Raw genomic sequence first — 12,957 nt, forward strand, 5'->3', positions numbered from 1 at the left:
AGGCTGCTCCTTCTTTCTGTATAATCAGGTAATCAATTCAATTGAGTAAAAATACATAGTATTGGATAGATAAACAAATTGACCATTCACCGCGAACTAAAAGAGATAAACGAATGTTGAGTTGTACCAGAATAGGATTATTCGTTTTAAATAAAAGAAAAAGGGAGAAAAAATCAGATTTTAAATTTAATGTTCAGAAATCTGAAAAAAGTAAAAAAAATGAAAGAATTTGTTTGACGAAACCTTATCAGGGTGGTATATTAGTACATGTCGCTGAGACAGAACGACAAATTCTAAAAAAACATTTTAAAAAAAGTGTAAAAAAAGTTGTTGACGAACAGTTAAACATCTGGTATTATTTAGAAGTTGTCAAAACGACAGCGCAACACGAAATTAGACCTTTGAAAACTAAACAAAGTAAGACGAACCAAACGTGTAAGGAGTTTCGGCAAGCGCCGAAACAACAACATTAGTGAATAATTATTCGCTAGCAATCAATTAATGAGCTTCAAGCATCATTAAGCAGTCACCTTCGGGTGACGACTTTATATGAGAGTTTGATCCTGGCTCAGGACGAACGCTGGCGGCGTGCCTAATACATGCAAGTCGAACGCTTCCTACCGGTGCTTGCACCGGGAAAGAAGAGTGGCGGACGGGTGAGTAACACGTGGGTAACCTACCTACAAGCGGGGGATAACATTCGGAAACGGATGCTAATACCGCATAGATCTTTTTGTCTCCTGGCAGAAAGAAGAAAGACGGTTTCGGCTGTCACTTGTAGATGGACCCGCGGCGCATTAGTTAGTTGGTGAGGTAATGGCTCACCAAGACGATGATGCGTAGCCGACCTGAGAGGGTGATCGGCCACACTGGGACTGAGACACGGCCCAGACTCCTACGGGAGGCAGCAGTAGGGAATCTTCCGCAATGGACGAAAGTCTGACGGAGCAACGCCGCGTGAGTGAAGAAGGTTTTCGGATCGTAAAACTCTGTTGTTAGAGAAGAACAAGGATGAGAGTAACTGCTCGTCCCTTGACGGTATCTAACCAGAAAGCCATGGCTAACTACGTGCCAGCAGCCGCGGTAATACGTAGATGGCAAGCGTTGTCCGGATTTATTGGGCGTAAAGCGAGCGCAGGCGGTTCTTTAAGTCTGATGTGAAAGCCCCTGGCTCAACCAGGGAGGGTCATTGGAAACTGGAGAACTTGAGTGCAGAAGAGGAAAGTGGAATTCCATGTGTAGCGGTGAAATGCGTAGATATATGGAGGAACACCAGTGGCGAAGGCGACTTTCTGGTCTGTAACTGACGCTGAGGCTCGAAAGCATGGGGAGCAAACAGGATTAGATACCCTGGTAGTCCATGCCGTAAACGATGAGTGCTAAGTGTTGGAGGGTTTCCGCCCTTCAGTGCTGCAGCTAACGCATTAAGCACTCCGCCTGGGGAGTACGACCGCAAGGTTGAAACTCAAAGGAATTGACGGGGGCCCGCACAAGCGGTGGAGCATGTGGTTTAATTCGAAGCAACGCGAAGAACCTTACCAGGTCTTGACATCCTTTGACCACTCTAGAGATAGAGCTTTCCCTTCGGGGACAAAGTGACAGGTGGTGCATGGTTGTCGTCAGCTCGTGTCGTGAGATGTTGGGTTAAGTCCCGCAACGAGCGCAACCCTTATTATTAGTTGCCAGCATTCAGTTGGGCACTCTAGTGAGACTGCCGGTGATAAACCGGAGGAAGGTGGGGATGACGTCAAATCATCATGCCCCTTATGACCTGGGCTACACACGTGCTACAATGGATGGTACAACGAGTCGCAAAACCGCGAGGTTAAGCTAATCTCTTAAAGCCATTCTCAGTTCGGATTGTAGGCTGCAATTCGCCTACATGAAGCCGGAATCGCTAGTAATCGCGGATCAGAACGCCGCGGTGAATACGTTCCCGGGCCTTGTACACACCGCCCGTCACACCACGAGAGTTTGTAACACCCAAAGTCGGTGAGGTAACCTTCGGGAGCCAGCCGCCTAAGGTGGGACAGATAATTGGGGTGAAGTCGTAACAAGGTAGCCGTATCGGAAGGTGCGGCTGGATCACCTCCTTTCTAAGGATATAACGGAACTTTACACGGTTCGCTTTTACTTTGTTTAGTTTTGAGAGGTTTAATAGATCTTTCAATAACTGCATTCTTTATTATGAAGTCCGATATTGGGCCTATAGCTCAGCTGGTTAGAGCGCACGCCTGATAAGCGTGAGGTCGATGGTTCGAGTCCATTTAGGCCCATCATTTTCATACTAAAGATAAATAGGGGCCTTAGCTCAGCTGGGAGAGCGCCTGCCTTGCACGCAGGAGGTCAGCGGTTCGATCCCGCTAGGCTCCATTGCAACTTAGTTGCAAATGAATTTTGTTCTTTGAAAACTGGATATTGTCTAATAGAAACATTTAAGTAAGAAACCGAGAAAACACCGCGTTTTTAAATGAGTTTTTTAATGTTCTTATCGTAAGATAAAACAAGTAATACCAATTTAGTAATGATAGGTTAAGTTACTAAGGGCGCACGGTGGATGCCTTGGCACTAGAAGCCGATGAAGGACGGGACGAACTCCGATATGCTTTGGGGAGCTGTAAGTAAGCTTTGATCCAGAGATTTCCGAATGGGGGAACCCAGCATCTTTAATAGGATGTTACTGCTGACTGAATACATAGGTCAGTAGAGGTAGACGCAGAGAACTGAAACATCTAAGTACCTGCAGGAAGAGAAAGAAAATTCGATTCCCTGAGTAGCGGCGAGCGAAACGGGAAGAGCCCAAACCAGAAAGCTTGCTTTCTGGGGTTGTAGGACTGAACACATAGAGTCATAAATGAACGTCGTAGAAGAAGCGTCCTGGAAAGGACTGCCGAAGAAGGTAAAAGCCCTGTATTCGAAACGACGTTCACTCTGATCAGTATCCTGAGTACGGCGGAACACGAGAAATTCCGTCGGAATCCGGGAGGACCATCTCCCAAGGCTAAATACTCTCTAGTGACCGATAGTGAACCAGTACCGTGAGGGAAAGGTGAAAAGAACCCCGGAAGGGGAGTGAAATAGCACCTGAAACCGTGTGCTTACAAATAGTTAGAGCCCGTTAATGGGTGATAGCGTGCCTTTTGTAGAATGAACCGGCGAGTTACGATTACATGCGAGGTTAAGTTGAATAGACGGAGCCGTAGCGAAAGCGAGTCTGAATAGGGCGAATGAGTATGTGGTCGTAGACCCGAAACCAAGTGATCTACCCATGTCCAGGTTGAAGGTGTGGTAAAACGCACTGGAGGACCGAACCCACGTACGTTGAAAAGTGCGGGGATGAGGTGTGGGTAGCGGAGAAATTCCAATCGAACTTGGAGATAGCTGGTTCTCTCCGAAATAGCTTTAGGGCTAGCCTCGGAATGTAGAATCATGGAGGTAGAGCAACTGTTTGAACTAGGGCCCCTTATCGGGGTACCGAATTCTGATAAACTCCGAATGCCATTGATTCATGTCCGGGAGTCAGACTGCGAGTGATAAGATCCGTAGTCGAAAGGGAAACAGCCCAGACCACCAGTTAAGGTCCCAAAGTTTATGTTAAGTGGAAAAGGATGTGGGGTTGCTTAGACAACTAGGATGTTGGCTTAGAAGCAGCCATCATTTAAAGAGTGCGTAATAGCTCACTAGTCGAGTGACCCTGCGCCGAAAATTTACCGGGGCTAAACATAACACCGAAACTGTGGATAGAACCATTGGTTCTATGGTAGGAGAGCGTTCTAAGGGCGTTGAAGCTAGATCGTGAGGACTAGTGGAGCGCTTAGAAGTGAGAATGCCGGTATGAGTAGCGAAAGACGGGTGAGAATCCCGTCCACCGAATGACTAAGGTTTCCTGGGGAAGGCTCGTCCTCCCAGGGTTAGTCGGGACCTAAGCTGAGGCCGAATGGCGTAGGCGATGGCCAACAGGTTGATATTCCTGTACCTGTTTGTTTTGTTTGAGCAATGGAGGGACACAGGAGGCTAAGAAATGCGTGCTGCTGGATATGCACGTCCAAGCAATGAGTCTTGAAGTGAGTGAAATGCTTGCTTCTCTAAGGATGAGTTGTGATGGGGAGGGAAATTAAGTACCGAAGTTTCTGATGTCACACTGTCAAGAAAAGCTTCTAGTGAGAAACAAACAGCCCGTACCGCAAACCGACACAGGTAGTCGAGGAGAGAATCCTAAGGTGTGCGAGAGAACTCTCGTTAAGGAACTCGGCAAAATGACCCCGTAACTTCGGGAGAAGGGGTGCTGACCATTGGTCAGCCGCAGTGAATAGGCCCAAGCGACTGTTTATCAAAAACACAGGTCTCTGCTAAATCGAAAGATGACGTATAGGGGCTGACGCCTGCCCGGTGCTGGAAGGTTAAGAGGATGGGTTAGCTTCGGCGAAGCTCAGAATTGAAGCCCCAGTAAACGGCGGCCGTAACTATAACGGTCCTAAGGTAGCGAAATTCCTTGTCGGGTAAGTTCCGACCCGCACGAAAGGCGTAACGATTTGGGCACTGTCTCAACGAGAGACTCGGTGAAATTATAGTACCTGTGAAGATGCAGGTTACCCGCGACAGGACGGAAAGACCCCATGGAGCTTTACTGCAGTTTGATATTGAGTGTCTGTACAGCTTGTACAGGATAGGTAGGAGCTATTGAAGCCAGGACGCCAGTCTTGGTGGAGGCATTGGTGGGATACTACCCTTGCTGTATGGCCACTCTAACCCTCGACCATGATCTGGTCGGGAGACAGTGTCAGACGGGCAGTTTGACTGGGGCGGTCGCCTCCTAAAATGTAACGGAGGCGCCCAAAGGTTCCCTCAGAATGGTTGGAAATCATTCGTAGAGTGTAAAGGCAGAAGGGAGCTTGACTGCGAGACCTACAAGTCGAGCAGGGACGAAAGTCGGGCTTAGTGATCCGGTGGTTCCGCATGGAAGGGCCATCGCTCAACGGATAAAAGCTACCCTGGGGATAACAGGCTTATCTCCCCCAAGAGTCCACATCGACGGGGAGGTTTGGCACCTCGATGTCGGCTCATCGCATCCTGGGGCTGTAGTCGGTCCCAAGGGTTGGGCTGTTCGCCCATTAAAGCGGTACGCGAGCTGGGTTCAGAACGTCGTGAGACAGTTCGGTCCCTATCCGTCGCGGGCGTAGGAAATTTGAGAGGAGCTGTCCTTAGTACGAGAGGACCGGGATGGACACACCGCTGGTGTACCAGTTGTTCTGCCAAGAGCATCGCTGGGTAGCTATGTGTGGAAGGGATAAACGCTGAAAGCATCTAAGCGTGAAGCCCCCCTCAAGATGAGATTTCCCATCACGTAAGTGAGTAAGACCCCTGAGAGATGATCAGGTAGATAGGTTGGAAGTGGAAGTCTAGTGATAGGCGGAGCGGACCAATACTAATCGGTCGAGGACTTAACCAAGATTTTAGGTGGATTCAACGGATCCGAACAAATGTGATAGTAGACAAATCCAGTTTTGAGAGCGCAAGGTTCTCATATGTGTGGTGATGATGGCAAGAAGGTCACACCTGTTCCCATGCCGAACACAGAAGTTAAGCTTCTTAGCGCCGAAGGTAGTGAGGGGTTTCCCCTTGTGAGACTAGGACGTTGCCACGCATAGTTTTTTTGGAGGTTTAGCTCAGTTGGGAGAGCATCTGCCTTACAAGCAGAGGGTCAGCGGTTCGAGCCCGTTAACCTCCACCATGAGTCATTAGCTCAGTTGGTAGAGCATCTGACTTTTAATCAGAGGGTCGCAGGTTCGAATCCTGCATGACTCATACTAGTTGTATTCATATGACTAGTATGTTTATCTATTGCCAAATTAAATATTATGCGGGTGTGGCGGAATTGGCAGACGCACTAGATTTAGGATCTAGCGCCGCGAGGCGTGGGGGTTCAAGTCCCTTCACCCGCATCATTACTTTTTTGAATGGCAATATTACTTGCCGGCTTAGCTCAGTTGGTAGAGCATCTGATTTGTAATCAGAGGGTCGAGGGTTCAAATCCTTTAGCCGGCATCATTTGCGGAAGTAGTTCAGTGGTAGAACATCACCTTGCCAAGGTGGGGGTCGCGGGTTCGAATCCCGTCTTCCGCTTTCTAGTTTATCTAGATACTGAACGTAAATCTTCTGAATCTTGTTCTTTATTGCCGGGGTGGCGGAACAGGTAGACGCACAGGACTTAAAATCCTGCGGATAGTGATATCCGTGCCGGTTCGATTCCGGCCCTCGGCACCATTTATTTTGTACCCATAGCTCAATTGGATAGAGTACTTGACTACGAATCAAGCGGTTGCAGGTTCGACTCCTGCTGGGTACATTTCTTTTATAGAGACTTATAGAAGCGCACATACATACGGGAATTAGCTCAGCTTGGTAGAGCACTTGGTTTGGGACCAAGGGGTCGCAGGTTCGAATCCTGTATTCCCGATAATAGAAGCATTGTTTAAAGTGAGTGGATTCCTATCCAGCTCACTTTTTTTGTCGATTTTTGTTAGAAATGAAATTATATAGGTGTTTATTGTGTAAGAAGTTTCGTTCAGCTATTATGAGAGTTAAAAATAAGGATTCTTTAAGGGAGTGAGAGAAAAATGACGGTTCTTAAAGTAAATGAACAACTATGGCATTCTGGTATTGTTAGAACGATAGAAGTAGGCGGACTTAGTAAAGCAGATTTAATGGATAAGCTGCAGGAGAAGAATGTATTTTTCAATGATTTAGGTAAGCAATTATTATTGGATGAACGAATGAGTGTTTCTAAAGAAGTGTATTTGTTAAAAACTATTGAATTGACTGTTGGAGACCTTGGTTTCATAGAAGGAGCTGTCCTGCCGGATATTTATGCTCGAGCCATAGAGAATGGATTGTCTCTTTGTCCAGTAGAAACGGGACCATATTTGAGATTAGCCTATTTAGATCAACTAGAAGGTTATACGGGTAAACCCGTTTATGAAAAACAGGCTCCATATGGCTCAATTACGATCGCTTCAGAAAAAATCGATGAAGAGGAGGATTTTCCTCAAGGTTTTTACATTAGAAAAATAGAAGGCAACCTTTGGCTGAGAGGTTATGTTGCAGATGACCTTCATATATGGAATCCAAATGACAGATTTTTATTTTACTGCTTTAATCAGTGATGAAGCTCTCAAAATGGCTCAACAGCAACTTTTCATAAGTGGAGCTTTTCAAATCAGGTTTTTTCCAGTATAATATTAGTCAGGATTAGTCAAAGGTTATCGAGGGTAATAAGCGAAGATCAGCGACTAAATGAGATGGTCTTTTTTTGAAGACTAAAAGAAAAGGAGGGTTATTAAAAATCAGGTATTGGAATGTATTGAAAAACAGTGTATGATACTAAAACACCAAGGACCTATTTTTAATAACAACAACGCATGGAAAATAAAAATATGTCAGATATCATTGAATCTTATTTGAAAAAAGTGTTAGGACAATCAGATCAAGTGGAAATCAGAAGAAGCGAAATGGCTGATTTATTTAACTGTGTTCCTTCTCAAATAAATTATGTGATCAATACTCGATTTACGGTGCAAAAAGGTTATTTAGTGGAAAGCAAACGTGGCGGCGGTGGATACATCCGGATCATAAAAGTTAAATTGTTGGACGAATCTGAGATGTTAGATACAATAATAGAAATAGTCGGAAACAGTATTTCTCAAAATGATGCTTTTTCGATCGTGCAAAAGTTGTATGAAGATGATTTTTTAAATAAAAGAGAAGCCGTATTAATAATGGCTGCTATGGACAAAGTCGTATTAGGATTAGATAATAAAACGGCTAAAGAGGTAAGAGCACGTATCTTAAAATCTTGCCTGAACAATTTGAGGTATGAATAACGAAAAGTCGGAGGCGAGAACATGAATGAATTATTTACAGAAAAAGCAAAAACAGTACTAGGTATTGCTCAAGAAGAGGCTAAGGCTTTTCGTCACCATTCTGTTGGAACTGAGCACATTTTACTAGGGATTGTAAAAGAAACAGAAGGTATCGCTGGGAAAACTCTTCGTCAGTTCACCATCACAGAACAGGATGTTCGTGAAGAGATTGAACATTTTACCGGATATGGAACCATGAAATACATTTCAAAAGAAGCTGTCTTACCTTATTCACCTAGAGCAAAACAAGCGATTACGTTTGCTACAGATGAATCTAGACGCATGGGGTCTTCTTTGGTCGGAACGGAGCATTTGCTATTAGGGTTGTTGCGCGAAGAAGATATTCTATCAGCTAAAATATTGGGCAACTTAGATGTAAGTTTGAATAAAGCTCGCCAAGTGATCTTCAAAAAGATCGGACAAGACCAAATGAAGAATACGAAAAGCAAACGTCCAAGATCAGCTGCTAAGCCATCTTCTGCCGGAACACCGACATTGGATTCATTAGCGCGAGATTTGACTGCTCAAGCCAAAGACGGAAAAATGGATCCTGTTGTTGGCCGCAGTAAAGAAGTTAAGCGAATCGTCCAAATTTTAAGCCGCAGAACTAAAAACAATCCAGTTTTAGTTGGAGAACCTGGTGTGGGTAAAACTGCTATAGCTGAAGGATTAGCTCAAAAAATCATTTCAGGAGAAGTACCGGGTACATTAGCAAACAAACGTCTGATGATGTTGGACATGGGTTCTTTAGTTGCCGGAACGAAGTATCGTGGGGAATTTGAAGAGCGAATGAAAAAAATCATCGAGGAAATTTATCAAGATGGCGAAGTAATCCTGTTTATTGATGAGTTGCATACACTAATTGGTGCAGGAGGAGCAGAAGGAGCAATTGATGCTTCTAACATCCTAAAACCAGCTCTAGCACGTGGAGAATTGCAAACTATCGGTGCTACGACTTTAGATGAGTACCAAAAACACATCGAAAAAGATGCTGCTTTAGAAAGACGATTTGCTCCAATCCATATTGATCCTCCGAATGGAGAAGAAACAGAAGAGATCTTATATGGTCTGCGTTCTCGCTATGAAGATCATCACGGTGTGAAAATCACAGATGAAGCAGTCAAAGCTGCGGTCAAATTGTCAACTCGTTACATTACTTCTAGACAATTGCCTGATAAGGCGATTGATTTGGTTGATGAAGCTGCTTCTAAAGTACGAATCGACGTAACTGGTAAACCAACACCAATAGCCGTTGCTGTTGAAGAACTGGATGCATTGGTTGAAGCGAAAGAAGAAGCCATTCAAAATCAAGATTTTGAAGAAGCTGGCGAAATCAGAACACGCGAAATGAAGCAACGTAAAAAAGTCGATGCTTTAATGAAAAAACAACAACAAAAAGAAACACCAACTGAATTAGAAGTTACTGAACATGATATTGCTGAAGTAGTAGCCTTATGGACAAGTATCCCAGTTCAACAAATGGAACAAAAAGAATCTGATCGTTTATTGAAAATGGAAGATGTATTGCATAAACGAGTGATTGGCCAAGAAGATGCGGTCAAAGCTGTTTCTAGAGCGATACGCCGTGCAAGAAGCGGGTTGAAAGATCCGAACCGCCCAATTGGTTCATTTATGTTCTTAGGGCCTACAGGGGTTGGTAAAACCGAATTAGCGAAAGCGTTGAGTGAAGCTATGTTTGGAAATGAAGAAGCGTTGATTCGTGTCGACATGTCTGAATATATGGAAAAATTCAGTACGAGTCGTTTAGTGGGATCACCTCCAGGTTATGTAGGGTACGATGAAGGTGGACAATTGACTGAAAAAGTTCGTCAAAAACCGTATTCTGTTATCCTATTGGATGAGGTAGAAAAAGCCCATCCTGATGTGTTCAATATTTTACTTCAAGTTTTGGATGATGGACATTTGACAGATGGAAAAGGGCGTAAAGTAGATTTCAAAAATACGATTATGATCATGACTTCCAACTTGGGAGCAACTGCTTTACGTGATGAGAAATCAGTCGGTTTTTCATTGGAAGATAAAAAGCAAGACCACAAAACAATGGAAAAACGCATCATGGAAGAATTGAAAAATTCATTCCGTCCAGAATTCTTAAACCGTTTAGATGAAACGATCGTATTCCATTCATTAGAAAAAGAAGAATTGAATGAAATCGTGAAATTAATGTCTCGCACAATCGTTAAACGTTTAGAAGATATGGATATCTATGCTAAAATCACACCGGCAGCGATTGATGTGATCGCTAAAGAAGGCTTCGATCCTGAATATGGGGCTCGTCCTTTACGTAGAGCGATCCAAAAGAAAATCGAAGACTTGTTGAGTGAAGAATTGTTAAGCGGAAATATCAAAATTGGGGATAATGTAACCATTGGTGCTCAAAAAGGAGAAATCCGATTCACAGTTCGAGACTCCAAGAAATCTGCAAAGCAAGACAAGAATAAAGAAAAAGTCACTACTCCGTAAACAATTAGTTGAGCCTATCAGACAGGAGTCTGGTAGGCTTTTTTATTCGTGATAAAAAAGCATTTCTGATATGATGAACCTGAGAAAACAAATGAGAGGAACGTGATTTTCTATGAAGAATTCTACGCGTAATTTGTTAATGGGACTTGGAGCAGCAACGGCAATCGGAGCAGCGTATATGATATTATCGGACTCGGCGATGGAAAAAGTGGAAAATAAGATCAACCGCAAACGTGCCAAAAAATTTGTTCAAAAGAAATTAAATGGCAATCCTAAAGCGATGAAAGTAGTAGAAAGCTTGTCAGACGAAGAGTTGATCAATCTATTGAGTGTAGTTGATAAAGTGAGCAATATAAGAGGCAATATCAGCGAGTACACAGATCAATTAAAAGACGCTACTGTGCACAAAATGAAAAAATAAAATTGCTATTAACTTGAAAAATAAAGAGACGGAGCTGGGAGTTATTTCCCAGCTCCGCCTCTTTTATGATTATTGATTTCGTAAAGTGATTCGGGGCTAAACGCTTTTTTTCCCAATCTCGTTTTTAATTCAACGTCAATAAATAACAAAGCAATAGGTCATCCATATTGCGTAAGGATAAGCCGCTGGCTTGATGGAATCGATCTATACGATATTGTAAGGTATTCCGGTGGATATACAGAGATTTAGCAGCAACGGAAATATTGCCTTGGCTTTTCCACATCGCTAAAATCAATTCCTTGAATTCAGCGTCAAAAACGGTCTCTGCTTTCAACTTCTGCATCAAGGGACTCTTTTTTATGGCGTCAGCAGTATAATGATGCAAGGCAATCGTCGACAAGTCGAACACTTGAGCTTGTTTGTTTTTTTGAGTATCGAATATAGACTGTTCTTCTTTGAAAATTTGCGGCAAAGTAGCCTCTATTGGCCAAAATTGTCCGATGTAATAAACTGTTTTAATGGAAAAGTCATCGTCTAAAGTACGGATGATTCCAGCCATTTCTTCATTGTTTAGTAAATGGTCGTGCTTTTCTTCAATAAGTATTCCTTTAGTTTCAGTAAGAAAAAAAGCTTCTTCTATGTTCAAAAACAACTGCTTAAAGGCATCGAGCCAGACTGACTGCGTAAACGTGTCGTCCATTTTTACGATCTCAAATTGAATGATCCGGTAACTGCCTTCGTTTCTTGGCAAAGCGAATGACTCTTCCAGCAGAAACGACTGCCATTTGGAAGCAGCAGAACGAGTTGAAGAGGTCTTTTTTTGCGTCAAAGCATACTGGATCAAAGCTAATTCAGTGTCGCTTTTTTGTTTTCTTTCCAGTTGGATCCATTTGTCTTTATAAGGGAAAGCGACATATTTTTCTCCAGAGGTGTTGGAATGTGTCAGTACAGCTTCTGGATACAATAATTTCATTTCTTTGAAATTCACTTGTGTTCCTCATTTCTGTAGCAAGATATCGGTTGATGAGAGCTTCCTCTTTATTTTATCATGGTTTGACTTTTTTTGTAGGGTTTGAAGAAGAATATGCTATCATAAGAGAAGTGAAAACAGACAGAGGAGAATGATATGGAATTATCGAGCGTTGAAAAAGAGTTTTTTATGCGAGAAGCTATCAAAGAAGCGAAAAAAGCAGAAGCAAAGTTAGAAGTTCCGATTGGTGCGGTAGTGGTCTTAAATGGAGAGATCATCGGCCGTGGACATAATGTGCGCGAGCTGACTCATGATGCTACTACACATGCAGAAATGATTGCGATTCGAGAAGCAAATCAGCATCTAGGCAATTGGCGTCTAGAAGACACTCAATTGTTTGTGACGCTTGAACCGTGCCCGATGTGCAGCGGAGCAATGATTTTGTCGCGTGTGAAAGAGTTGTATTATGGAGCTCCAGATCCTAAGGGAGGTACTGCGGGAACTTTAATGAACCTCTTAGGAGATGAACGGTTCAATCACCAAGTAGACATTGAAAAAGGGTTATTGGAAGAAGAGTGCGCAGCTCTATTGACGGATTTTTTCCGTATGCTTCGTGCACGCAAGAAAGCAGCGAAACAAGCACAAAAAGAATTAGAAGAAAAAGAGGATTAATATGAAAAAGACAAGAAATACAAAGAATTGGTTATACAGTATCGTTGGAGTACTGGTCCTGTTATTTGGAGGACAACAGCTGGATGTATTTGATACGCTGTTTCCGTCAGAAAACGCGCAGATAGAATCTACAGTTCAAGAGAGTGGTGTTACTGAAGGAGAGGTTTACTCCACGAAAGATGAGGTTGCTGCTTATTTGCATCAATTCGGTGAACTGCCGCCTAATTATTTGACGAAGCAAGAAGCAGAAGCTTTAGGCTGGGATAATGAAAAAGGCAACTTATGGGAAGTGACCGATCAGATGTCCATTGGGGGCAACAAGTTCGGAAATTATGAAGGGCTGCTGCCTGAAAAAGATGGACGCATCTATTATGAAGCGGATATTGATTATGAAGGAGAATATCGAGGCCCTAAACGAATCGTCTATTCGAATGATGGGTTGATTTTTTACACCGATGACCATTATGAATCATTCGAACAACTTTATTAGG

Annotated in this window: 8 protein-coding genes, 10 tRNA genes and 3 rRNA genes; 20 read left to right on the forward strand and 1 reads right to left on the reverse strand. The window is 43.3% G+C overall.

The features are described from left to right. The first annotated feature begins 113 nt into the window (after window positions 1-113). The 18 genes from LMF32_RS07135 (at window position 114) to LMF32_RS07220 (ending at window position 10,824) form a co-directional block, all read left to right on the forward strand. Window positions 114-473, forward strand: a complete 360-nt coding sequence (locus LMF32_RS07135) for a hypothetical protein (protein WP_230524350.1) — start codon at window positions 114-116, stop codon at window positions 471-473. A gap of 72 nt (window positions 474-545) precedes the next feature. Further along, window positions 546-2,096, forward strand: a 16S ribosomal RNA gene (locus LMF32_RS07140). A 106-nt stretch (window positions 2,097-2,202) separates the two neighbouring features. Then, window positions 2,203-2,276, forward strand: a tRNA-Ile gene (locus LMF32_RS07145). 24 nt (window positions 2,277-2,300) lie between these two features. Then, a tRNA-Ala gene (locus tag LMF32_RS07150) sits at window positions 2,301-2,373 on the forward strand. Window positions 2,374-2,530: 157 nt separating this feature from the next. After that, a 23S ribosomal RNA gene (locus LMF32_RS07155) occupies window positions 2,531-5,449 on the forward strand. Between the two features lie 79 nt (window positions 5,450-5,528). Further along, window positions 5,529-5,644 (forward strand): 5S ribosomal RNA (rrf, locus tag LMF32_RS07160). The 16S, 23S and 5S rRNA genes sit together here with 10 tRNA genes alongside, the layout of an rRNA operon. 11 nt (window positions 5,645-5,655) lie before the next feature. Beyond that, window positions 5,656-5,731: transfer RNA gene (locus LMF32_RS07165), tRNA-Val, on the forward strand. A 1-nt stretch (window position 5,732) separates the two neighbouring features. Beyond that, window positions 5,733-5,805: transfer RNA gene (locus tag LMF32_RS07170), tRNA-Lys, on the forward strand. 55 nt (window positions 5,806-5,860) lie between these two features. Next, a tRNA-Leu gene (locus LMF32_RS07175) sits at window positions 5,861-5,942 on the forward strand. Window positions 5,943-5,972: 30 nt separating this feature from the next. Further along, a tRNA-Thr gene (locus LMF32_RS07180) sits at window positions 5,973-6,045 on the forward strand. A 6-nt stretch (window positions 6,046-6,051) separates the two neighbouring features. Continuing rightward, window positions 6,052-6,123 (forward strand) — tRNA-Gly (locus LMF32_RS07185). Between the two features lie 52 nt (window positions 6,124-6,175). Further along, window positions 6,176-6,264 (forward strand) — tRNA-Leu (locus LMF32_RS07190). 8 nt (window positions 6,265-6,272) lie between these two features. Further along, a tRNA-Arg gene (locus tag LMF32_RS07195) sits at window positions 6,273-6,346 on the forward strand. Window positions 6,347-6,383: 37 nt separating this feature from the next. Continuing rightward, window positions 6,384-6,457, forward strand: a tRNA-Pro gene (locus LMF32_RS07200). Between the two features lie 160 nt (window positions 6,458-6,617). Further along, on the forward strand, window positions 6,618-7,163 hold the full coding sequence (locus tag LMF32_RS07205) for a hypothetical protein (RefSeq protein ID WP_230524351.1): 546 nt from the start codon (window positions 6,618-6,620) through the stop codon (window positions 7,161-7,163). Window positions 7,164-7,418: 255 nt separating this feature from the next. Then, entirely contained in the window at window positions 7,419-7,880 is a 462-nt protein-coding gene (locus tag LMF32_RS07210) for a CtsR family transcriptional regulator (RefSeq protein WP_092481228.1), read from the forward strand. A gap of 21 nt (window positions 7,881-7,901) precedes the next feature. Next, window positions 7,902-10,403 (forward strand): ATP-dependent Clp protease ATP-binding subunit, encoded by a 2,502-nt coding sequence (locus LMF32_RS07215; protein ID WP_230524352.1) that lies wholly within the window; start codon window positions 7,902-7,904, stop codon window positions 10,401-10,403. Between the two features lie 112 nt (window positions 10,404-10,515). Continuing rightward, window positions 10,516-10,824, forward strand: a complete 309-nt coding sequence (locus LMF32_RS07220) for a hypothetical protein (RefSeq protein WP_230524353.1) — start codon at window positions 10,516-10,518, stop codon at window positions 10,822-10,824. Between the two features lie 124 nt (window positions 10,825-10,948). Here the strand turns inward: LMF32_RS07220 and LMF32_RS13690 are convergent, their stop codons facing one another. Continuing rightward, window positions 10,949-11,812 (reverse strand): helix-turn-helix domain-containing protein, encoded by an 864-nt coding sequence (locus LMF32_RS13690; RefSeq protein WP_230524354.1) that lies wholly within the window; start codon window positions 11,810-11,812, stop codon window positions 10,949-10,951. A 138-nt stretch (window positions 11,813-11,950) separates the two neighbouring features. Between LMF32_RS13690 and tadA the strand changes: the two genes are divergently transcribed. Together tadA and LMF32_RS07235 are read left to right on the forward strand one after the other, a co-directional pair. Further along, entirely contained in the window at window positions 11,951-12,466 is a 516-nt protein-coding gene (tadA, locus tag LMF32_RS07230; protein WP_092481232.1) for a tRNA adenosine(34) deaminase TadA, read from the forward strand. 1 nt (window position 12,467) lies between these two features. After that, window positions 12,468-12,956 (forward strand): ribonuclease domain-containing protein, encoded by a 489-nt coding sequence (locus LMF32_RS07235; RefSeq protein WP_230524355.1) that lies wholly within the window; start codon window positions 12,468-12,470, stop codon window positions 12,954-12,956. Window position 12,957: the final 1 nt, after the last annotated feature.

It is taken from the genome of Desemzia sp. C1 (genome assembly GCF_020882875.1).
GTDB lineage: Bacteria > Bacillota > Bacilli > Lactobacillales > Carnobacteriaceae > Desemzia > Desemzia incerta.

What these genes read in the sequence shown, in the direction of transcription:
- LMF32_RS07135 (WP_230524350.1), top strand. Translation starts at nt 114, where the DNA reads ATGTTGAGTTGTACCAGAATAGGATTATTCGTTTTAAATAAAAGAAAA.
- LMF32_RS07205 (WP_230524351.1), top strand. Translation starts at nt 6,618, where the DNA reads ATGACGGTTCTTAAAGTAAATGAACAACTATGGCATTCTGGTATTGTT.
- LMF32_RS07210 (WP_092481228.1), top strand. Translation starts at nt 7,419, where the DNA reads ATGGAAAATAAAAATATGTCAGATATCATTGAATCTTATTTGAAAAAA.
- LMF32_RS07215 (WP_230524352.1), top strand. Translation starts at nt 7,902, where the DNA reads ATGAATGAATTATTTACAGAAAAAGCAAAAACAGTACTAGGTATTGCT.
- LMF32_RS07220 (WP_230524353.1), top strand. Translation starts at nt 10,516, where the DNA reads ATGAAGAATTCTACGCGTAATTTGTTAATGGGACTTGGAGCAGCAACG.
- tadA (WP_092481232.1), top strand. Translation starts at nt 11,951, where the DNA reads ATGGAATTATCGAGCGTTGAAAAAGAGTTTTTTATGCGAGAAGCTATC.
- LMF32_RS07235 (WP_230524355.1), top strand. Translation starts at nt 12,468, where the DNA reads ATGAAAAAGACAAGAAATACAAAGAATTGGTTATACAGTATCGTTGGA.